This is a genomic window from Gammaproteobacteria bacterium (ex Lamellibrachia satsuma), from assembly GCA_019623805.1.
Lineage (GTDB): Bacteria > Pseudomonadota > Gammaproteobacteria > Chromatiales > Chromatiaceae > QGON01.
The window spans coordinates 276206-298777 of the sequence record CP053680.1 but is presented as its reverse complement, the minus strand read 5'-3'; the positions used below and the strand labels follow the sequence as shown (position 1 = coordinate 298777).

The 22572-nt window shown below is 53.8% G+C and carries 19 protein-coding genes; 5 read left to right on the top strand and 14 right to left on the bottom strand.

Annotated elements, in window-relative coordinates; translation table 11 throughout:
• Positions 1 to 7 precede the first annotated feature (7 nt).
• Together HPY30_01305 and HPY30_01300 are read right to left on the bottom strand one after the other, a co-directional pair.
• Entirely contained in the window at positions 8 to 1333 is a 1326-nt protein-coding gene (locus HPY30_01305) for a HAMP domain-containing protein (GenBank protein QYZ64743.1), read from the bottom strand.
• Entirely contained in the window at positions 1330 to 2067 is a 738-nt protein-coding gene (locus tag HPY30_01300; GenBank protein QYZ64742.1) for a response regulator, read from the bottom strand. Before HPY30_01300 ends, HPY30_01305 begins: the two co-directional genes overlap by 4 nt.
• Positions 2068 to 2321: 254 nt before the next feature.
• Between HPY30_01300 and HPY30_01295 the strand changes: the two genes are divergently transcribed.
• The gene (locus HPY30_01295) at positions 2322 to 2642 is read left to right on the top strand and encodes a hypothetical protein (GenBank protein QYZ64741.1); all 321 of its coding nucleotides are present in this window, start codon (positions 2322 to 2324) and stop codon (positions 2640 to 2642) included.
• A gap of 72 nt (positions 2643 to 2714) precedes the next feature.
• Here the strand turns inward: HPY30_01295 and HPY30_01290 are convergent, their stop codons facing one another.
• Together HPY30_01290 and HPY30_01285 are read right to left on the bottom strand one after the other, a co-directional pair.
• Positions 2715 to 4415 (bottom strand): bifunctional protein-serine/threonine kinase/phosphatase, encoded by a 1701-nt coding sequence (locus tag HPY30_01290; protein QYZ64740.1) that lies wholly within the window; start codon positions 4413 to 4415, stop codon positions 2715 to 2717.
• A gap of 81 nt (positions 4416 to 4496) precedes the next feature.
• On the bottom strand, positions 4497 to 5963 hold the full coding sequence (locus HPY30_01285) for a NarK family nitrate/nitrite MFS transporter (GenBank protein QYZ64739.1): 1467 nt from the start codon (positions 5961 to 5963) through the stop codon (positions 4497 to 4499).
• Positions 5964 to 6448: 485 nt separating this feature from the next.
• Here HPY30_01285 and HPY30_01280 point away from each other — a divergent pair, with 485 nt between their 5' ends.
• From HPY30_01280 to HPY30_01265, 4 genes are all read left to right on the top strand, one after another.
• Complete coding sequence (locus HPY30_01280; GenBank protein ID QYZ64738.1) at positions 6449 to 8887, top strand: NAD(P)/FAD-dependent oxidoreductase; 2439 nt, start codon at positions 6449 to 6451, stop codon at positions 8885 to 8887.
• Positions 8888 to 8898: 11 nt separating this feature from the next.
• Positions 8899 to 9228: a nitrite reductase small subunit NirD gene (gene nirD, locus HPY30_01275; GenBank protein QYZ64737.1), complete on the top strand. Its 330-nt coding sequence runs from the start codon at positions 8899 to 8901 to the stop codon at positions 9226 to 9228.
• A gap of 61 nt (positions 9229 to 9289) precedes the next feature.
• A complete protein-coding gene (locus tag HPY30_01270; protein ID QYZ64736.1) occupies positions 9290 to 11494 on the top strand; it encodes a molybdopterin-dependent oxidoreductase in 2205 nt (734 codons plus the stop codon).
• 64 nt (positions 11495 to 11558) lie between these two features.
• Positions 11559 to 13448 (top strand): dimethyl sulfoxide reductase anchor subunit, encoded by a 1890-nt coding sequence (locus HPY30_01265; protein ID QYZ64735.1) that lies wholly within the window; start codon positions 11559 to 11561, stop codon positions 13446 to 13448.
• Between the two features lie 374 nt (positions 13449 to 13822).
• Here HPY30_01265 and HPY30_01260 read toward each other — a convergent pair whose 3' ends face one another.
• The 10 genes from HPY30_01260 to HPY30_01215 form a co-directional block, all read right to left on the bottom strand.
• A complete protein-coding gene (locus tag HPY30_01260; GenBank protein QYZ64734.1) occupies positions 13823 to 15427 on the bottom strand; it encodes an ABC-F family ATPase in 1605 nt (534 codons plus the stop codon).
• Between the two features lie 300 nt (positions 15428 to 15727).
• Positions 15728 to 16417 (bottom strand): DUF2461 domain-containing protein, encoded by a 690-nt coding sequence (locus HPY30_01255; GenBank protein QYZ64733.1) that lies wholly within the window; start codon positions 16415 to 16417, stop codon positions 15728 to 15730.
• A gap of 65 nt (positions 16418 to 16482) precedes the next feature.
• Entirely contained in the window at positions 16483 to 17409 is a 927-nt protein-coding gene (hemF, locus tag HPY30_01250; GenBank protein ID QYZ64732.1) for an oxygen-dependent coproporphyrinogen oxidase, read from the bottom strand.
• Positions 17410 to 17569: 160 nt separating this feature from the next.
• Complete coding sequence (locus HPY30_01245) at positions 17570 to 17893, bottom strand: hypothetical protein (GenBank protein QYZ64731.1); 324 nt, start codon at positions 17891 to 17893, stop codon at positions 17570 to 17572.
• Positions 17894 to 18004: 111 nt separating this feature from the next.
• The gene (locus HPY30_01240; protein QYZ64730.1) at positions 18005 to 18664 is read right to left on the bottom strand and encodes an FHA domain-containing protein; all 660 of its coding nucleotides are present in this window, start codon (positions 18662 to 18664) and stop codon (positions 18005 to 18007) included.
• Positions 18665 to 18724: 60 nt separating this feature from the next.
• Positions 18725 to 19456 (bottom strand): serine/threonine-protein phosphatase, encoded by a 732-nt coding sequence (locus tag HPY30_01235; GenBank protein QYZ67860.1) that lies wholly within the window; start codon positions 19454 to 19456, stop codon positions 18725 to 18727.
• Positions 19457 to 19645: 189 nt separating this feature from the next.
• Positions 19646 to 20407, bottom strand: coding sequence for a DsbC family protein (locus tag HPY30_01230; GenBank protein QYZ64729.1), 762 nt, complete (start codon positions 20405 to 20407; stop codon positions 19646 to 19648).
• Positions 20408 to 20410: 3 nt separating this feature from the next.
• On the bottom strand, positions 20411 to 20893 hold the full coding sequence (locus HPY30_01225) for a YajQ family cyclic di-GMP-binding protein (GenBank protein QYZ64728.1): 483 nt from the start codon (positions 20891 to 20893) through the stop codon (positions 20411 to 20413).
• Positions 20894 to 20993: 100 nt separating this feature from the next.
• Positions 20994 to 21899 carry a site-specific tyrosine recombinase XerD gene (gene xerD, locus HPY30_01220; protein QYZ64727.1) on the bottom strand — a complete coding sequence of 302 codons (906 nt, stop codon included), beginning with the start codon at positions 21897 to 21899 and terminating at the stop codon, positions 20994 to 20996.
• A complete protein-coding gene (locus HPY30_01215) occupies positions 21899 to 22387 on the bottom strand; it encodes a methylated-DNA--[protein]-cysteine S-methyltransferase (protein ID QYZ64726.1) in 489 nt (162 codons plus the stop codon). The genes xerD and HPY30_01215 overlap by 1 nt, the downstream gene beginning before the upstream one ends.
• Positions 22388 to 22572: the final 185 nt, after the last annotated feature.

The following is a 22572-nucleotide window of genomic DNA, read 5'->3' as shown; positions in this document are numbered from 1 at the left end:
GGCAGGGCTACCCTTCTGTTGAGAGCGGCAGACGTAATGTAACTTCAAGGCCGCTGTAGATTACCGATTCACCCAGTTCTATTTCCCAGCCATTCGCATCACTTAGCTGTTTGACCACCGCCAATCCCAGGCCGCTGCCCCCGGTGTCCGGATTACGGGATGACTCCATTCGCCAGAAAGGGTCGAAGGCGACTCGTCGAAATGCCTCCGGTATTCCCGGTCCCCGGTCGGCAAAGCGGATAATTATACTGCCGGCGTCGGATTCACACGACAGTTCCACCGGTTGCTCATGGCTATATCTGACTGCGTTATCCAGCAGATTCGTGGTGACTCTGCGCAGAGCGTTTGATGACAGCTCCCCCACACAACCTGACTCGGCGGTCAATCTCACAGCATGGCCGCCCCGCGCATATTCCCCAACGATCTCCAATAACAGTGCGCCGACATCGACTGTCATCTCCTTGCTGGAGCCTAAACTTCTGGCAAACTCCATCGCCTGGCCGATCAGATTGTCCATCTCCTCCAGGTCGTCGAGAATTCCCTGCTCCAGCTCCGATTTCTGTTCAGACGGCAGTAACTCCACCGCGAGACGAACACGGGCAATGGGGGTCCGCAGATCGTGGGAAACTCCGGCTAGCAGTGTGGTGCGGTTAGCCAGAAGCTCCCTTACCTGTGTATCCATGCGATTGAAACCTTTTGCCAGATCAGCAAGTTCGCTCGGCCCCACTTCTGGAACCTGCACATGGTCCTGGGCCTGCCCCAGCGTCTTTGTTGCTTCCGCCAGTCGTGCCAGGGGTTTCGTAATTCGCCGCACCAACACCAGAGAGACCAGAGTGACGATCAAGGTCCCCATGACAACGATCAATACCAGGGCCAGGGGGATCTGAACCTCCATCCTCTCCGCTTCAAACCCGATCCTGAGTACCCGGTTTGCAATCGGGATATCGACCCATAGCCAATCATCGCTAAAATCCATTTTACGCAGTGGCACCGGCTTGCCGATCCGGTTCTCCAATGAGTCAACCAACGCTATTAGATAAGCTTTGTCATTTTCATATTCTGCGATTTCGTTTTCGGCCTCGTAGATTCGCAACTGGTGGCTCTTGCGCATTTCACGTTCAAAATCGGTACGGGTGTCCGGAGGCAGCTCAACCCAGGTTTTTGTCGATAATTCTATCAGTGCAGCAAGGTCATCCGCTGCCTGCCGTTCGATGGGTCTGAGAATCAGTGTTGCATTCACCAGCACGGCAAAAAGGGAAAAAACCAGAAATGCCAAAGTGATCGTCAATCCGGTGCGACCAAATAGCGTTTGAGTGTATTTGGCCAGACTCACGAGCTTGGTGCGTTACCCTTTGGCGTAAAGATATAGCCCTTACCCCATATGGTACGGATATATCTTGGATTGGTGGGGTCCGCTTCGATTTTCTTGCGCAGGCGTGTTACGCGCACATCGATGCTTCGATCATAGGGCAGGCGCTCGTACCCCTTCAGCGTTTCCACCAGGTAGTCTCGTGTCAGCACCCTGTTCGGACTCCTGGCCAGAGCTTCAAGCAGCGTATACTCGCCACCGGTGAGGGGTATCTCATCTCCACCTTTGCTAAAGACATGAGTCTGGAAGTCGATGGTAAAGTCCCCAAAACTGAACGACTCTGTTGTCTCTGCAGCTTGACTGGACTGTCCAGGTAATTGCCGGCGTCTCAAAACCGCGCGGATCCTGGCCAGTAGTTCCCGTGGATTGAAAGGTTTTGGCAGGTAGTCATCGGCACCCATTTCCAGCCCAATGATTCTGTCGATGTCCTCCCCTCGTGCCGTCAACATGATGATCGGGATCTCGCCGTTACTTCTCAGACGACGTGCTATCGACAGGCCGTCTTCTCCTGGCATCATCAGATCAAGAATGATCAGGTCAACCTGACTTCTCTCAAGATACTCATCCATCGCCACACTACCTTCCACTCCGTGGACGGCGAAATCTTCCTGACCCAGATAACGAATGAGAAGTTCCCTTAACCTCCGGTCGTCATCCACCACCAACAGACGAGGGTTGGCTTCAATGGAATTATTCATTTAGCGGTTCCTGAAATTACTGTGAGATTGATTGCAATGAAACAACCTGTAACAAATTTCGCCCGTAGAGAAATGAAGGAGATACAAGCATTGGTTATTATATCCCTATATAGAGAGGCCATTAAGATATCGGTTTACTGTGGTAAATTATAGGTGAACATCACAGGTCATACGCATTCATTTTCGATTGTAGGCGTAGGCAGGTTTACCTGGAAATGGTTTTGAGATATATCTGATGCGGTATGGATTCGGCAATGCTTCGATTGACTAACAGACGGGTTTGTTTGCTGGCGCTAATGATGGCGACCAACGCCTATGCGCAAGAGAGTGGTGACGTTTTGATGGAAGACGAGGCTGGCACACTCAAAGCTGTTACTGCGCAAGAGGGTTTGAAAATGCCGGAGAAGGGCGCTTCCTGGACTTGGTTTGGTATGGGGTATGAGTCCCGCAGGGCAGCCCGTGAGCATGCCTCCCATTCAAAGACAGGTGGTGCTGCAGCCAATTTAAGACAGCAATCAGAAGGCAGGCAAATGCTTCAGCAAAGTAATGGTCGTGGAAAAGGGCGTGACCGCTAAAGCGCTTCTGGTCAATTCAACGGTTCTTTAACCATTCAGTTATTACTATTATCAAATCGAGAAGAAACAGAATCAGGTCTTGAATATCAGAAACAGATTAAGCAGAAACAACAGGCCGCAGAGAATCTGCCAGAAACGCAGCGGGTTTCGCTCCAGAAGAGGTAGCTGAGCGAGATTGCCAAATGCCGGATTGGGGTGTTCCAGGTCGTATTGAAACTCGGACAAAGACTGATAGCGTTTTGCAGGCTGAGGGTGCACCGCTTTCTCCAGTGCCCCATCAACCCAGGTGGGAATCTCCGGATTATAGAGGCGTGCTGGCCGGTAGTTCAGGCGTTTTTTCGGGTTTGGCGCATCGCTCTCCCCATAGGGGAGTTTTTTTGTCAGCATCTCGTAGAGGATGACGCCGACTGAATAGAGGTCTGATGCGTGGGTGCAGGCCTCCCCCCGGAGGCATTCCGGCGCCGCATAATCCAGGGTTCCCTGGGGTGCAGTATGGTCGATTTCACTGTCGATTTCGTCCATGCCGGCAACCCGGATTGAGCCAAAATCGATCAATTTTACAGTGCCGTGATTGTCTATCAGTATGTTGTCGGGCTTCAGGTCCTGATGAAACATCTCCATCCGGTGTAGAGCCCTCAGACCACTGATGATCTGTTCCGCCAGAGTGCGGGTCTGGTGTAGATCAGCGGGGCCATTGTCCTGGATCCACTGACCCAGGCTGCGTCCTTCCACGTATTCGGCGATGTTGTAGAGAAAGTGACGACGTCTGGGTTCGAGAATACGCAGGATATGGGCATTGCGGATACGCCGTCCCACCCACTCTTCGTGTAGAAAACCTTCAAGATAGTCTGCATCATCCCGGTAGTTGACCGAAGGGGTCTTCAGTACCACTTTTTCGTCAGATTCGAGATCCAGCGCCAGAAACACCTCGCTACGTTTGCCAGCGTGCATCTCACGCAGGATTTCGTAGCCGTCAATCTTCATTCCAGGTTGGAGGTCGGGGGGGAAGGGCAGGTCGGATACCCGCTGGAATATATCGGCCTCGGTCTCCTGCGGGAGTTTCAATACCTGAATGATCTGGCAACTGGCATTGTCGTTGCTGCCGTTTTCCAGAGCCGTCTCTACCAGCGCATTGGCGCAGGCCTGCAGGTTGGAGTCATGGCAGTCGAAAATTTTCAATAATTCCCGGCGGGTGAAAAAGTCGTGCACACCGTCGGTGGTAAAGATAAAGTTATCGTTCTCTTCCACGGCTACGGCATGGTAGTCGATGTCGATGTGAGGGTCGGCTCCCATGGCGCGGGAAAGAAACTCCTTCTCCTTGGAAACCCAGACCCGATGGTCGCGGGTGATCTGTTCCAGGTCGCCATTGCGATAACGGTAGATACGCGAGTCACCGATATGCACGATATGGGCGGTGGTCGATTTGAGGATCAAGCCGCTGAAGGTAGTGAGCATACCCCGTGCAGAGTCGTATTCTGACTGTCCCTGACCACAAAGCCAGCGGTTCAGAGCACCCAGCACCTTGCCGGCTGCAGTCTTGACGGTCCAGGATTCAGGCGTACTGAAATAGTCGGAGAGAAACCCCGATACACAGATCCGACTGGCCCGTCCTCCACCTTCGCTGGAACTGACCCCGTCTGCGATGGCCGCAGCCACGCCTTTGGTCAGGAGTAGGTTGTCCTCAGGGACGCAGACGTTGCAGGTGTCGTCATTGTCCTGTTTGACACCCGCCTCGCTGCGAAAGGCATAATCAATTTCGAGTTTTGTGCGCATTCTTTTTCGTATGCTGCCTAAGATCATGCAGGTCGGGTTAACGCTTACGCTAACCTAACCTGCAGACTCAGTCGAATCGGCTTAACTCACCTCGATCATCTGCACACTGCCATCTTCCATCACCTCTGCGGTATGGCCCTCAGGCTCATCCAGAAACTGAACGGCGACCAGGCAGACGATTGCCGCGCCAGCGATCACCAGAAAGAAGATCTGAGGTGATACAAAGGAGAAGACGGTAAGGAAGGTAACTGCGCCCACGTTGCCGTAAGCGCCAGCCATACCGGCCACCTGACCGGTCATGCGTCGCTTGACCAGGGGCACCATGGCAAATACTGCGCCTTCACCCGCCTGTACAAAGAAAGAGCAGGCCATGGTGGCGATCACAGCCAGAGCAAGCGGCCAGCCAGAGGTGATCTGGGCCAGGATGAAATAACCAATAGCCAGACCGGCGATGAGCAGGCTGAGCATCTTGCGGCGACCGAATTTATCGCTGAAGAGTCCGCCACTGGGGCGGGCCACCAGGTTCATAAAGGCAAAACCCGATGCCAACAGACCCGCCTGCACAATGCTCAGGTCGAAGGTATCTTTGAAGAAGAGAGGAAGCATTGAAACCACGGCCAGCTCGGAGCCGAAAGTTACAAAGTAGGCGAGATCGAGGATCGCCACCTGCTTGAACTTATAGCGGTGGATCTCCGGTACCTCTTCCTTAAAGACATGTTTATTGATGCGCCATACCTGTGATGTCTGATAGGCATAGAGCACAGCAAGGCCGATATAGATGGCATTGGCAGCAGTGGCACCCAGGATCTTCAGATTTTCAGGACCCAGTTTCCAGGTTAGAACGGCCAGCGCTGCATACATGGGGATGTTCATCACCAGGTAGAAGAAGAAGTCTCCCTTGCTGGTCACTTCCATGGCGCCTGTTTTCTTCGGTTTGAAGTAGGTGGAACCCTTCGGCGTGTTGCGTGCCAGCTTGTAGTAGATGAAGGAGTAGACCAGGGTGATCACGCCGGTGGAAGCGACAGCATAGCGCCAGCCATCATCTCCGCCGAATATCAGCGCAACAGTGGGCAGGCTCATTACAGCAGCGGCGGAGCCGAAGTTGCCCCAGCCACCATAGATGCCTTCGGCGACGCCCACCTGCTTGGCGGGAAACCATTCACCGATCATGCGGATGCCGATGACAAAGCCTGCGCCGACGAAGCCCAAGGCAAAACGGCTTGCCAGCAGTGCGGTATAAGAGTCTGCAATAGCAAACAAAAAGCAGATGAAGCTGGAGGAGAATAGCAGGGATGAAAAAACAATCCTCGGTCCGAAGCGGTCCACCAACATACCGATGATGATACGTGCCGGAATGGTCAAGGCCACATTGATGATCAGCAGCGCCTTCACCTCCTGACTGCTCAGATTGAATGCCTCCTGGATCGAAGCCATCAGTGGCGCATGGTTGAACCAGACCACAAAGCTCAGGAAAAAGGCGAACCAGGTGAGGTGAAGTGTCTTTATCTTTCCTGTGAATGACAAAAGACCGAGTTTGTTTTCCGACATGCGTTACTCCTTGTGGAAAATGAAATATTTCCAAGTCATAAGCGATATCCGTGCCAAGTTTGTATCATGTTGTTTTTAAGAACGAATTCTGAATATCAACCTATTCAGACATCATGGGGTGGCCCAAAGCCGGTGCATGTCAGGGCCAGCTTCGTTCGATTTTGGAGCAGCGTGCAATTCTCGGTTTCCCGAGCGTGCATTAAGTGATCTAACAGCTTCTCAAGGCACTGTTAGCGAGATGGTTGGGCAGGAGATACCGCCCATAATTAGAGTAGGGTTTATTGAGGGGCGAATGAGTGGATAGATGCACCAAAATAGAGCGTAGCTGCTTATTATCGCTTTTGGTTAGCCGACTTTGTGTAAATAAGGATTACGCATAAACAAAGGGATAGCCCGATATTTTTTCTTTTTGGCATAGCCTTTGCTTTAAGGATCCAAAACAGAGCGGCGAAACTCCGCTGCAGGATCAGATGTAGAGGGTAACCATGAAAGAGAAGTTGGTACTAATCGGTAACGGCATGGCCGGTATCCGCACCCTGGAAGAGCTGTTCAAGCTCGAAGAGGCGGACAAATACGAAATAACTGTTTTCGGCGATGAACCCCATCCCAACTACAATCGCATCATGCTCTCACCGGTGTTAGCTGGCGAAAAGACCATCGACGACATTATCCTCAACAGCCATGAGTGGTATGCCGAAAATTGCATTACCCTGCACACCGGAGACCCGGTGGTGGAGATCGATCGGGTTGGACGGCAGGTCAAGAGCGCAGCTGGTAAGTCGGTGGCCTATGACCGACTGTTGATCGCCACCGGCTCCACCCCTTTCATTATCCCAGTGCCCGGCTCTGACCTGGATGGCGTTATTGGATTCCGCGACATCAAGGATGTGGAGATCATGCTGGAGACCGCCTCCAATTATAAGAAGGCGGTGGTGATCGGTGGTGGCTTGCTCGGCCTTGAAGCGGCAAACGGCCTGATGAAGAACGGTATGGATGTCACCGTGGTGCATCTGATGGACATCCTCATGGAACGCCAGCTCGACAAACCTGCAGCCAATCTACTGAAGGCATCCCTTGAGCAGAAAGGTATGAATTTTTTGATGGAGGCGCAGACCGCCTCCATCGTTGGAGAAAAACGTGTCACTGGCGTGAAGTTCGCCGGCGGCTCCAATATCGATGCTGACCTGGTGGTGATGGCCGTAGGCATTCGCCCCAGTTTCGCCTTGGCGGAGCAGGCGGGTATCCACTGCGAACGCGGCATCGTGGTCAACGATACTATGCAGACCTTCGACCCAAAGATCTACGCTGTGGGCGAGTGCGTACAGCACCGGGGCAACTGTTACGGTCTGGTGGCGCCTCTCTTCGAGCAGGCCAAGGTCTGCGCCAACCATCTGGCTCATCTCGGTTATGGACGCTATGAAGGCTCAGTCACCTCAACCAAGCTGAAGGTGACCGGCATCGATCTCTTCTCCGCCGGAGAGTTCAATGAGGAGGAGGGCGACGAGACCCTGGTGATGCAGGATCCGGCACAGGGTGTCTATAAAAAGCTGGTGATCCGCGATAACCAAATCAAAGGTGCGGTGATGTATGGCGACACTATGGACGGCACCTGGTATTTCCAATTGCTGCGTGAGGGTACGGATATCTCGGGTTTCCGCAGCACGATTCTCTTTGGTCAACACGACCTCGGTGATGCCGGTCACGGTGACGGTGCACGGGTTGCCAATCTCTCAGACGATGCCGAGATCTGCGGCTGTAACGGCGTTTGTAAGGGCGATATCGTCAATGCCATAACCACCAAGGGGCTTTTTACCCTGGATGAGGTGCGCGCACACACCAAGGCTTCCGCCTCCTGCGGCTCCTGTACCGGTCTGGTGGAGTCGATCCTGGCGAGCACAGTGGGCGAAGGCTACTCTGCCGCGCCGAGCAAAAAACCTATGTGCGGTTGCACCGAGCACAGCCATGATGAGGTGATCGAGGCGATACAAAATGAAGAGCTCAAGTCGATGCGTCAGCTGTTCGACTACCTCAACTGGAAGACCCCGGATGGCTGCGCCAGCTGCCGCCCAGCATTGAATTATTACTTGCTGGCGCGTTGGCCGGAAGAGTATCAGGATGATGCCCAGTCACGTTTCATCAACGAGCGTGCCCACGGCAACATCCAGAAAGATGGCACCTACTCGGTGGTGCCGCGTATGTTTGGTGGTCTCTGCACCCCCAAGGATTTGCGCGCCATTGCCGATGTCTGTGACAAGTTCGACGTACCGGAGATGAAGGTTACCGGCGGCCAGCGTATCGACCTCTTTGGTGTAAAAAAAGAGGACCTGCCTCCGATGTGGAAGGATCTCTCTGCTGCCGGTTTTGTCTCCGGTCACGCCTACGGTAAGGCGATGCGTACAGTCAAAACCTGTGCGGGCAAGACTTGGTGCCGCTTCGGTACACAGAACTCCACGGGTTTAGGTGTGCAACTTGAGGAACTCACTTGGGGCTCCTGGATGCCCCACAAGTTCAAGCTGGCAGTTTCCGGTTGTCCGCGTAACTGTGCCGAGGCGACCATCAAGGACTTCGGCGTGGTCTGTGTCGACTCGGGTTATGAATTACACGTTGGCGGTAACGGCGGTATCAAGGTGCGTGTTACCGACCTGCTCTGCCGGGTGGAGACCGAAGAGGAGGTGCTGGAGTACTGCGGCGCCTTCACCCAGCTTTACCGCGAAGAGGCCCACTATCTGGAACGCACCGCTCCTTGGGTGGAACGTGTGGGACTGAACCATATCAAAGCGTGCATCCTGGAAGACGAAGCAGGGCGCAAGGCGCTGCATGAACGCTTCAAGCTTGGTCAGAAGTATGCCCAGATCGACCCCTGGAAAGCACGGGCAGATGGTGCCGAGGCAAATGAATTCACCCCAATCGAATTGGCAGTGTGAGGAGTAAGAGAATGAGTGAATGGATTGAAGTAGTAGAATTAACGCAGATTCCGGTTCTTGGCTCCCGCGTGATCAAGACCCGCGACATGGATATTGCGGTATTCCGGGGTTCAGACGATCAGGTCTATGCGATACGTGATGCTTGCCCACATAAGAACGGCCCCCTGTCGCAGGGCATCATGCATGGTTCTTCGGTAACCTGTCCGCTGCATAATTGGAAGATTGACCTGAACAGTGGTGAGGCGCTGGGGCCGGATGAGGGCTGTGCCAATGTCTTTCCTGCAAGAGTGGAGGGCGGCAAGGTGCTGCTGCAGTTGCCGCAGGTTGAAGCGGTGGCTTAAGTGATTGATGCGGTGAGCCTGTGAACCGCATCGTCTATTCTGATCTGTTGAGAGATGCTCCATGTTATTTGGACGTTCAAAAAAGAACCCCATCAAGATTGCGGACAAAGGCGTGAAAGAGTGGAAGTACGCTGCCTGCGGCTACTGTTCCACCGGTTGTTCCATCGAAGTGGGGCTGAATTCCGAGGGCAAGGCAGTGACGTCTCGTGGCGTGGCCGAAGCCGATGTCAATCGCGGCAAGCTCTGCCTGAAGGGCATCTTCGAACACGAACTGTTTGATTCCGCCGGTCGCGGCCTGGAGCCAAAGGTTCGTGAGCATTGGCATCAGCCCTGGCAGCCCACCGACTGGGATAAGGCCCTGGATAAGACGCACGACGAGATTCGGCGTATCCAGGAGAAGTATGGCCGCGATGCTTTCGCCATCATCTCCACCGGGCAGATGCTTACCGAGGAGTTCTATACCCTGGGCAAGCTTACCCGTGGGCTGATCGGCACCAACAACTACGACGGTAACACCACGCTCTGCATGGCCTCGGCGGTCTCCGGCTACAAACGCTCTTTCGGCTCCGACGGTCCCCCCGGCTGTTACGACGACTTCGAGCACACCGACTGCCTGATCGCCTGGGGCTCCAACCTGCCGGAGCAACACCCGATCATCTACTGGCGCATGAAAGAGGCGCAGGAGAAACGCGGTTTTCCACTGATCGTGGTTGACCCCCGTGTCACCATGCTGGCTCAGAACGCCCACATGCATCTGCCGATCACTCCGGGAACGGACGTGGTGCTACAGAACGCCCTGATGCATGTGATCCTCGACGAGGGTCTGGAAGATGCGTCCTACATTGAGACCAATACCAAGGGTATCGATGAACTGCGGGCCGAGGTCGCCAACTATGATCCCGTGACCGCCTCCAAGATCTGCGGCATTGATGAAGACACCATCCGCCATGTGGCGCGTCTTTTTGCAAATGCAGGTGCTGCAATGCAGATCTGGACCATGGGCATCAACCAGTCCACCCATGGCTCTGACGGTGTGGTGGGTATCAACAATCTGGCGCTGCTTACCGGCAACATCGGCAAGCCAGGCGGTACCAGCCTTTCGATTACCGGGCAGTGTAACGCCATGGGTACACGCGAGTGGTCCTCCTGCTCCGGTCTGCCCAATTATCGTTACCTGGAGAACCCGGAAGACAGGGAAGAGATCGCCAGGGCCTGGAACGTCGATCCCGAATTCTTTCCCAAGAAGCGCGGTATGTTCCAGACCGATATCTATCACGCCATCGAGTCGGGCCAGATAAAGGGATTGTGGCTGATTGCCACTAATCCCATGTCTTCTCTACCCAACACCTCACGTGTTCGCAAGGCGATGGAGAAGCTGGAGTTCTGCGTGGTGCAGGACTGTTATGAAGATTCAGAGAGCACCCAGTATGCTCACGCCTACCTGCCCGCTGGTACTTGGGCGGAGAAGGAGGGCGTGATGACGAATACAGAGCGGCGGATCAATCTGATCAACCCCATCAGTCGCCCTCCGGGCCAGGCAAAGCCCGATCTGTGGATCTTCAATCGTATGGCAGAACGCTTTAATCGCGATGGCAAGGTCGAGTTTCCGGAGCGTGCTCCCGACATTTTTCTGGAGATGGGTAAGCTATCCAAAGGTCGATTGTCAGACATCTCCGGCATGAATCACGAGCTGATCGAAAAAAACCGTGGTATCCAGTGGCCCTACACCCAGGAACAGGTGGAGATGGGTGAGGCACCGCCCAAAGGTGGCAAGCGCCTGTATACCGAAGATGCGACATTCCGTTATGCCGACGGCAAGGCAAAGCTGATCCCGCTGCCCTTTATCGACAACAACGAGGTGCCTGATGAGAAATTCCCCATCTGGCTCAATACCGGACGTCTGATAGAGCATTGGCACGGCCGCACCAAGACAGGAAAGATCGGCAACAACAACAAATACAGCCCAATCCCGTTCATCGAGATCAGCCCGGATCTTTGTGCCGAGTTGGGTATCCAACGGGGTGAGTATGTACGTTTGGTATCGCGCCGTTCCGACGCGGTGGTTATGGCCCAGCCTACCCAGCGGGTGGCGAAGAACATGGTCTTTCTGCCGTTCCATTTTCATGATTGTGCGAACCGGCTAACACTTGGGTTGCTAGATCCCCATTCGCGCCAACCTGCCTATAAGCAGTCTGCGATACGTATCGAGAAGATCACCGACCAGAAGGCCGCGGCCAGGTTGAGTATGGAAATGCGCAAGTTTTAAGCATTCACATAAGTAGGTTGGGTTAGCGCAGCGTAACCCAACAAATTGCCCCAAAGGTTTAGTAATGTTTCAAGTACGCGAAAACGAACCCGACTACGCTCGGCTCAATGACTCGACCTGTCAGAGTCAGAATCGTTATGGCAAGTCCATTGAAACCGTAAGCGAAGATGACCCTCGTCATGGTGTGAGCCTCAACATCAACGATGACGACGACATTGGTGAGAATCCCAACCGCTACAAGCAGCACGGTTTCTATTTCAATGCCGACAACTGCATCGCCTGCCACGCTTGCGAGGCGGCCTGTAGTGAGAAGAACGACAACCCGGCCCATATCGCCTTTCGCTCGGTGGGTTTTGTGGAGGGCGGTACCTATCCTGCCTACCAGCGTCTCAATATCTCAATGGCCTGTAACCATTGCGACGATCCTGTCTGTCTCAAGGGTTGCCCGACCCGCGCCTATACCAAGTTTTCAGAGTACGGCGCCGTGCTGCAGGATCCGGACATCTGCTTCGGCTGCGGCTACTGTACCTGGGTCTGCCCCTATAATGCGCCTCAGCTTGATCCGGTAAAGGGTCAGGTGACCAAGTGCAATATGTGCGTGGACCGGCTAGAAGTAGGCCTCAAACCCGCCTGTGTCTCAGCCTGTCTGGGCAAGGCGCTGGACTTTGGTGTTATCGAAAACATCCCCGAGGGACGCACTCAGGCGAAGAGTGAGATTCCCGGTTTTCCACGCACTGATATCACCCATCCCAACATCCGCTTCCAGCAGACCCGCACCACCCAGCGGGATATGGCACGTGTCGATAGCACTGCGCTGAAATACCATCGCGATGACGTTGATGGGAGTTTTCGTCCAGCACTCGATCCCAAGCACGGTTTCAAGCGGGAGTGGAATCTGGGAAAGTTGCTTGGTTCCCACGAGAACGCCCACATCGCCTTTACACTCAGCATACAGATGGTGATGGGTGCCTTCGCTTTGCTGACCATCGGTTCCTGGTCCGGACTGGATGCAGTGAGTGGTTTCACTGCCAGCGACGCTTTCCTGCCCGCCCTGCTGATCATGTTGCTATTCACAACCATCGGCCTGTTCAAACTCAATATGCACCTGGGTAAACCGCATCGCTTCTACAGGGGATTCTACAACCTGCGCCTCTCCCCGGTCAGCCGTGAAATCGCTGGTGTTTCAGCCTTTTTTGGTGGACTGGCGGGTTTCACTCTGACCAGCTTTTTTGACGGCACGCTGGCTTCGATCCTGCAGACTATCTTCGCCGTGCTCGGCCTGTTGGGTATAGGGTTTGGCGGTTACTTTATGTACAAGCTCTATCGCATCGAGGCCCGCCCCTTCTGGAATCACTGGCATACCGGAGCAAGCTTCTCAGGTACCGGCCTGAGTCTTGGATCACTTCTGATAGCGCTGATTGCCCTGGTATTCGGTTCGCTGACTTCTCAGCTTGCACAGGTTTTGCTGATTACAGCCACAGCAGGACTGGCACTGGAAGGATTCGGCTTGCTGGCCCATGCTCACGACCTGAAAGCGAAAGAGAGCGAAGGTGCTGTCTCCTTCTATGAACAGACAACCACCTATGGCTACTCTTACTGGCTGAGAAATGGTGCACTGGCAATCGCACTGCTGCTGGCCGCGGGCGTGGCAGTAACTGGCATCTCCAGTGCCTGGGTATTCGGGCCGCTGATACTGCTGGCTCTGACCAGCTCAGTCATAGGTAGGGCACTCTTCTATGTAGTGGTGATTCCCACCACCATGCCCGGAGCCTTCTTCTGGAAGAACAAAGGCTTTGTCGAGCACGCCCGTGAATCAGGGCTGGCTGATATGCCGCAGATGGGCGTGGCCTATGAGCAGCATCACTTTTTCAAACTCGGTGAGTTGCTTGAGACGATCCGCTCGACGTCTCTGAGTGAGAAGATCGCTCAAGCCCGGCGCATCGTGACAGGATAAGACGTAGGCCCGATCAAGCGTAGCGGATCGGGCGTTTAGGTTGGCAGAAAGATAAGGCTGCCGGTTCCGCTGTGCTTGAACCGGCCTACACCAGCTCGACCATTCATGGTCGAGTGATGCGCATATCAAAGGCGAGCTGGATAGTTACGCACACTGTTTTAATATAGGGGCCAGCCACAGATCTCTATTTTGATTCAGAGCATTTTCAGGTGACACAAAATCCAATGCCCGGTTTCTGCTCAACTTCAAGAAACACCATCCTGCCTGGCAACTGTTGGTGGCATATCGGACCACTGGTCATCAGTTCGCGCAAAAAGCTTTTTTTGACGACAGTCTGAACGGTATAGATTTCGACAGTGCTTTCTTGAGAGACGTCAAACCACGTCCTGGTTGCTCAGGTACTCCTCGTAATTGCCATTGAAGGTGACTATACCCTCGGGGGTGAGTTCGATAATTCGGGTGGCCAGTGAGGAGACGATCTCCCGGTCATGGCTGACGAAGATCAGGGTGCCGGGGTAGTTCTCCAGCGCCGTGTTGAGTGACTCGATGGATTCCATATCCAGGTGATTGGTCGGCTCGTCCATTACCAATACGTTGGGTTTGTGCATCATGATCTTGCCGAAGAGCATGCGCCCCTGTTCTCCACCAGAGATCACCTTTACGGATTTTTCGATCTCCTTCTGAGAGAAGAGCATGCGGCCGAGGTAGCTGCGTACCACCTGTTCATCGTCGCCCTCCTGCTGCCACTGGCTCATCCATTCCAGCAGGTTTATATCATCCTCAAAGTCGACGGCGTGGTCCTGGGCGTAGTAGCCGATAGTGACATTCTCCGACCATTTTACCGTGCCACTGTCGGGACTCAGGCCTCTGTGCCCGGTGCCGACCAGGGTGCGAAGCAGTGTGGTTTTACCTATGCCGTTAGGGCCGATGATGGCGACGCGTTCGCCAACCTCGACCATCAGATCCAGACCGTTGAACAGTGGTTTTTCATCATAGCCTTTGCTGAGTCCCTCAACCTCCAGGGCCAGGCGGTAGAGTTTTTTCTCCTGGTCGAAGCGGATGAAAGGGTTCTGACGGCTGGAGGGTTTGATCTCATCAAGCTGGATCTTGTCGATCTGCCTGGCGCGTGAGGTGGCCTGCTTGGCTTTTGAGGCGTTGGCGGAGAAGCGGCTGACAAAGGTTTGCAGCTCGGCGATCTGCGCCTGTTTCTTTGCATTGTTGGCCAACTGACGTTCACGAACCTGGCTGGCAGCCATCATGTACTCATCGTAGTTGCCCGGATAGACACGCAGCTCGCCGTAATCCAGGTCGGCCATGTGGGTGCAGACGCTGTTCAGAAAGTGACGGTCATGGGAGATGATGATCATAGTGGAGTTGCGTTCGTTGAGCACATCCTCCAGCCAGCGGATGGTGTTGATATCGAGATTGTTGGTGGGCTCATCGAGTAGCATGATATCGGGTTCGGCGAACAGCGCCTGGGCCAGCAGGACACGCAGTTTCCAGCCTGGGGCCACTGCACTCATCGGGCCGTTGTGTTGCTCCAGCGGGATATCCAGGCCCAGCAACAATTCACCGGCACGCGACTCTGCGGTGTAGCCGTCGAACTCGGCAAATTCCACCTCCAGTTCGGCCACCTGCATCCCTTCATCTTCGCTCATCTCCGGCAGCGCATAGATACGGTCTCGTTCCTGCTTCACCTTCCACAGCTCGGCGTGTCCCATGATCACTGTGTCGAGCACCGTCTGCGTTTCATAGGCGAACTGATTCTGGCGCAGCTTGCCCAACCGTTCATTGGGGTCGACGGCGACGTTGCCAGCAGTCGGCTCCAGATCTCCGCCGAGGATTTTCATCAGGGTTGACTTGCCGCAACCGTTGGCGCCGATCAGGCCGTAGCGGTTGCCGCTGCCGAACTTGACCGAGATGTTTTCAAACAGGGGCTTTGCCCCGAACTGCATGGTGATATTGGCTGTTGAGATCAAAATGGTTTCCGGAAAAAATAGTGAGAGGCTTGTGGACGACTGGATAGATGCGAAGGTGCAGGCAGGAAGACGTTAAGCACAAAAGCGGCGCATTATGGCACAGCTTGGTGTGGGGCGCAGTACCTGGATCAAAACAGGCCTGGAGAGGCATCCCGGAAACCATTAACAGCTCAGGTTTCGGAGTTCGTGGTGATGGTTGGTTTCGGGAGAGGCTGACGAGCGTAGGGTGCGCGCGGCGCACCTTACCAGAAATGCTTGCCGCCCTTCATCTTTTCAGGATGCTAGAAGACTGAAATATGATTAATAGTTCACATTCACTGCGTTGCACAGGTAGCGCATGAACGGATCTGCCTGTTTGAAGCTGTTGGTCACAAACTGGGCAAAGGATGGTGCTGTAATCTTTCCGCTATCGAAGTATTTACAGGCGATGAAGTCCTTGCGTTTGAGATCGTCCATCAACTCATGATCAGGGGGAAAACCCCGGGGAGGACGTTTGAGTGAATCACCCTCAAGCGTGAAATGCCTGCGGAAGGTTTTGTCATCCCTGGCGGCTTTCCATGATGCCGGATTGTCCACGATGAAATCACGAATCTTTCCAAGAAGGGGGTTCTCCGGATGCCAGATGCCGGCGCCGACAAAGCAGAGTTCCGGCTCAATGTGAACATAAAAACCCGGTGCATGGACATCCTTTCCCAGTTCGTGTCGGAATTGGATGCCGATGTTAGTTTTGTAGGGCGTTTTGTCTTTCGAGAAACGGGTGTCCCGGTAGACCCGCATCAGGGAGCCGCCGGTTTTTTTTGCGATGGCGCGGAATCGTGGGGAGATCTTCTGCAGCCTGGGCTGCATATGCTCGATGAATGCCAGCGCAGGTTCACGTATCTGCTGTTCGTAAGCAGTTTTATTCTCGCTAAACCAGGCTCTGTTATTGTTGTTTGACAATGTCTCCAGAAAAGGGAGACAGGCCTCGGGAAACCCTTTGAAAGCACTCATGATTTCCTCCGTTCATCGTTATCAGGTTTATCTTGATGGTAGGCCAAAACCTCAAGGATTCAATCTTACGTGCTGGCCCACACCCGTGGCTTGAGATATTTCTCATAGAGTTCGGCCTCTGCCGAACCCGGTTCAGGATGCCAATCGTAGCGCCAGCTTACCAACGGCGGCATGGACATCAGGATAGATTCGGTTCGTCCACCTGACTGCAGGCCGAAGAGGGTGCCGCGATCATAGACCAGGTTGAATTCAACATAACGCCCACGCCGATAGAGTTGAAACTCCCGCTCTCTTGCTCCATAAGCAACGGTTTTGCGTCGTGAGACGATAGGTAGATAGGCCTCCAGATAGTGGTCACCCACGCTGCGCATGAAGTTGAAACTCTTTTCGAAACCCCACTCGTTCAGGTCATCGAAAAAGAGGCCGCCGATACCTCTTGGTTCCTCTCTGTGTTTGAGATAGAAATAGTCATCGCACCACTGTTTGAATTTGGGGTGAACTTGCTCGCCGAAGGGTAGGCATGCAGCCTTTGAGATGTCGTGCCAGTGGCGGCAGTCCTGCTCATTTCCGTAGTAGGGCGTCAGATCGAAACCACCACCGAACCACCAGACGGGATCGCTCCCCTCTTTTTCGGCAATGAAAAAACGTACATTTGCATGGGAGGTTGGTACATAGGGGTTGTGGGGGTGGATCACCAGTGATACGCCCATCGCCTCGAATGCACGTCCAGCAAGTTCCGGCCTGTGTGCTGTCGCGGAAGGCGGCATCTTGCTGCCGGTGACATGTGAGAAGTTGACGCCGGCCTGCTCGAAGACCGCTCCGTCCCGCAGTACGCAACTGATACCGCCACCGCCGAGTTTGTCGGTTTCATCCCGCTGCCAGGCATCCCGGATAAACCGGCCTTCACCATCCGCATCTTCGAGTCCGGAACAGATCTGTTCCTGCAGGCTCAACAGATAGCGCTTTACAGCATTTTTATCCGGTGTGGTCATTAAGTCGTTGTCCCAGATCGATTTGGAGGCGAGTAGGCCTAGTGTGGATAGACCGTCATGATTCTTTCTGGGATGTTGTATATGAGAACGGCAGAGATCGCAATGCATCTCTGCCGTTAATAACCGCGTGAGTTACGGTGGAAGGGGGCTGGATATCAGTTCAGCGATTGACGTCCAGATAACCACGCTCGATGGCCGTTTCCAGCGCTTGTGCGCCCTTGACCAGTTCCTCGAAGTTCTCCCGCAGCTTCTTCAATCGTCCTATCTGATCCTGGGATGGCATTATATCTCCTGCAATCTCAGTGACCTCAAACAGCTCTTTCAGATAGAGCCCTCTTGCACGGGCGACCAATTCCATGACCGGGCAGAGATCATTCAGGGTGAGCTCAGGTATCATGGGATTGATGGTGTTACGGTTGAGATCACGGATCGTGCGGTCGATCTCCAGCAGCATGCGGTTGTGATCAAGTGATTCTGTTGTCATAAACTGTTACTCCTTAACGGCTTGTCTTGTGCTTGACGTCAATGATCGGGAATCTATTGATTGATGCGGCAGAGAATGAGGGAACTTTAATCGACTTCCCACGAATGCGGATCAACTTCCTGTAAGGAACTCTAACTGGCGTTCACCAAATACGATTTGATCACCATGTGTGAGCTCGACGCCTCCTGCGCGCACAGAGTTGCCGTTAACCGAAGGGATTGTGTGTCCACCAAGCTTCAGCAGATAGTAACCTTGATGACGCTTGGTGATCAGTGCAAGATCGCCGCCTGTCTCCCCGATAGTGAAGAAGGCGCGGTTGAGTTTTGCTTCCTGACCTTTCTCCGGTCCTGCCAGATAGTGGATAAAGGCCAAGTCAGGCTTGGTGGTTAGCGGTTTTTTTGGCGGTTTTGCCGGTGGCACACGTTGTGGGGCTGACGGAAGTATGACGACCGTTTTATCGAGGTCGTTGTCGTCGCTCTTCTCCTGTTGTTTCTTGAATTTAAGCCGATACTTTCCGATCTCGATGACATCGCCGTTTTTTAGCATATGCTTTTTGATATCCTGGCCATTCAGCCGGGTACCATTGGTGCTGCGATGGTCTTCCAGATAGTACTCGGTGTAGATTCGCACCAGACTGGCGTGATGGCGACTGACTGACTGGTCACCAAGACAGAGGTCGTTGGCTGGATCCCGCCCCAGTTCAACGCGTTTCTGCTCTAAAGGAAACTCCTGAAGCGTATCGTTGCTGTTTAAAACGACGAGTTTTTCCATGATTCAACTACCCCAATACAGAACTAAATCTTTGCATTCATAACCCAGTCGGATCTTCACTCAAGCCGCCTTATCAATGCTTACCAGCACAATAGAAATATTATCGGTACCGCCATTGTTGCAGGCGTTTTCAATTAGATCATCGACCTGTTTAATCAAATTCTTGTCTGTGCTGAGCAACTCATCCTCTATTTTCTCATTGGAAACCATGCTGGTCAGCCCGTCAGAACAGAACAGATAGATATCCCCTGCCATGATATCGGTCTTGGCGATCTCAGCTTTGACATCCGGTGCGGTGCCGAAGGCCTTGGATAGGATGTTGCGTGGTACACCGGCTTCAATAGCTTCCAGTGGTGAGGAGAATACTTGCTTATCAATCATATCCTCGATCAGACTATGATCACGGGTCAGAGGGGTCAGCTTGCCGTTACGCAGACGGTAGAGTCGGGAGTCTCCAACGTGTGCGTAGCGTAGATGGTTCTCATCGAACATGCCCAATACCAGCGTGGTGCCCATTCCTTGTAGTTCCGGCATTTGCTCTGCAGCTTCCAGGATTGCATTGTTGACTACCGAAAGGCTCTCCTGGAGTTCGCGGTCGGATTCAGTGGCTGGGTTACGTTCATCGTCAGCGAAATATTGCATCAACAGATCAACTGCCAGTTGACTGGCGATCTCACCGCCATTAGCGCCACCCATGCCGTCAGCAACGATTACGATACCGGCAGCTTCATTTGTGCCGATCGTATCCTGGTTACTCTTGCGCACGGGCCCCGTTTCGGAGCGATATGCCAGATCCAGTTTATGGGCCTGCACAATCTGTTCCTCTAATGTCTAATGTTGCTTGAGAAGGCTAGCGGCAGTTGTTCCAATTTATTGACTCATTGAACTCGCAATTATGCTGATTGTGAGTCGTATCACGAAAATCAGGCAAAAAAATGGGGAGCAGAAGCTCCCCGTTTGCTGTTTCTCAAGATGGTTGAACTATTGGTCGCCCCGTCCACTCAGGTAGGCAGACATCTTGGCCGCAGGAACATAACCAGGCAGGTTTTCCCCATCAGAAAGGAAGACCGATGGGGTTCCCGTAACGCCGAGCAGTTCACCCAGTTTCATGTGATCCACGATTGGATTGTCGCACAGCTTCTCATCGATGGGCTTGCCGGACTTGGAAAGGGTCATGGCGGCTTTCTGGTCATCGGCGCACCAGACAGAAACGGCCTTTGTGTAGGAGGCGCTACCGACGCCGGCGCGTGGATACATCATATAGCGGACTCGGATGCCGAGATCGTTGTATTGCGTGATCTCACTGTGCAGTTTGCGGCAATACCCGCAGTCGATGTCGGTAAAAACAGTGATGGTATGTTTGGAATCTTCGGGACCAAAGATGACCATGTTATCCTCACCAACCTTGGTGATGGCATCCGCCTTGGCTAGGGAGATCTTAGGCGTTGAGAGGTCCTCTCTTGTTGCGATCTCAAAAAGTTTTCCGTTGAAGAGATACTTTCCATCACCGCTGACATAGAACAGACGTGGTCCGATCATCACTTCGTACAGGCCTGGGACCATCGATTCTGCGATGCTGTCAGGCGTCTCTCCGGGAATCAGCTTGGCGATCCCATCCTGGACTCGTTTGATCGTTGCGGCATCTTCAGCAGCCTGGCTGTTGCCGAAAGAGAGCAGGGCAACTAAGGCTGCCGCTGAAAGGATGCCTGCTTGTTTACGGCGGATATTAAAATTTTTCTTCATTAATCAATCCCGAAAATTCTGATATTGCAGTGGCAGGCCGTAGTCAGCCTCCCGTAACATGGCGATGATCTGCTGCAGATCATCCCGTTTCTTGCCGGTTACCCGAACCTGTTCACCCTGGATCTGGGCTTGAACCTTAATCTTGCTTGCCTTGGTCGCCTTGACCATCTTCCGTGCGGTATCGGTATCTATACCCTGTTTAATGATGACCTGCTGCCGTGCGGCGCTGAGCGTGGTTTCCGGATTCTTGATATCCATACAGGCGATATCGACTTTTCGTTTGACAAGTTTTTGCCGCAAAATATCCATCATCTGCTGCAGTTGGAACTCTTGTTCGGCGCGCAGGGTGATTTCGCTCTCATTCTGTTCGAATTTAGCGTCCACACCTTTGAAGTCAAAGCGGGTGCCGATCTCACGGTTCGCCTGATCCGCGGCGTTTCTCACCTCCTGGATGTCGACTTCTGACACGATATCGAATGACGGCATTAAAAACTCCTGATTTGCCCGGTCAACCTGAAACTGCCCGGAATGTAGCACAATGTGAGGTTGGCTTCATAACTCGCAAAGCCGGGATGACAAACTATTCTCAACCTCTGGGATGGTGGGTGGCGTGCAGGTTTTTCAGCCGTTCCCTCGCCACATGGGTATAGATCTGGGTGGTGGACAGGTCGCTATGACCGAGTAACAGTTGTACAACCCGCAGGTCTGCTCCGTGGTTCAGCAGGTGAGTGGCAAAGGCGTGTCGCAGGGTGTGTGGAGAGAGATGCTTGCTGATACCTGCAGTGACCGCATGCTTTTTGATCAGATACCAGAAGGCCTGACGGGTCATTCCGCTGCCACGGCGTGTGGGGAAGAGCTCCGGGCAGAGCCGGGCGCCCAGAATCTCTTGCCGGGGACCTTTCAGGAAACGTATCAGCCAGGTTTGAGCCTCATCACCCAGCGGCACCAGCCGCTCTTTACCGCCTTTGCCGATGACCCGTACCACGCCTTGGGTCAGGCTGATCTGCTCCGGACGCAGGCTGATCAGTTCCGAGACCCGCAGGCCGGAGGCATAGAGCACTTCCAGCATGGTTCGATCCCGAAACCCTTGTGCATCCGTCAGATCCGGGGCATCGAGCAGGGCCTCGACCTCCGCTTCGGTCAGGGCGCCGGGCAGGGGGCGTCCGATCTTGGGCGCGTCGATGAGGGCGCTGGGATCGTGTTCGACCCAGCCTTCACGCAGGGCATATTGATAGAATTGGCGCAGGCAGGAGAGCCTTCGTGCGGTTGATCGGGGTTTGAGACCCTGCCGGGCAAGCTCGGCCAGATAGAGCAACAGATCGCTGCGGTCAGCATTCAGCAGGTCGGTTTCCCGTTGCTGCAGCAGCCAGATCGAAACCTTGTTTAGATCGCTTTGGTAGGCACTGAGGGTATTGCGGCTCAGTCCCCGCTCCATCCAAAGGGCGTCGGCAAAGCTTTCGATGCGTCCCTGAACCTCCGCCGGCAACGCCATCAGTTGCAACCGGACCAGCCTTCGTGATTCAGCAACCAGCGCTTGATTGCCAGCGGCCCCCCCTCCCGCTTACCCGAAAAGCCACCGATGCCATTGGCACCTACGACTCTGTGGCAGGGCACTACGACAGGACAGGGATTGGCGCGACAGGCATTGCCGACGGCACGGGGGCTACTGTTGAGTCGTTTGGCAACCTCTCCGTATGTGCGAACCTCGCCGGACGGTATTGTTCGAAGCTCTGCCCAGACTCTCTGCTGGAAATCGGTTCCATGCAGTTGCAGTGGCAGAGTGAACTGGCGCTTACCATCGACCAGATAGTGTTGTATCTGGGACACTACGTCTCTGGTTACATCATCTGACGGGGTTTTGGATGAAGTATTCTGGGGCAGAAAGTCGATCTGATGCAGTATTTCACCCCGCATTACAACTCCTAACGCACCAAATGGAACGGGGAAAATTGCCTGAAATTCTTTGTGTTGCTGACTCATTATCTATATTTGTCAGTGCGCATGGATCCCACTGTCCAAGTTACTCCTTTACCTTACCTCTGCGGAGCTTTGCTGAATACCCCGATAAGCGTGTATTGCGAAAAAGAGACTCGCTGACGGTCGTTAGATCATTCAGCACTGGAAAACGCAGTTGAAGGCTGGTTGATTGGTATCTTTCAACACTG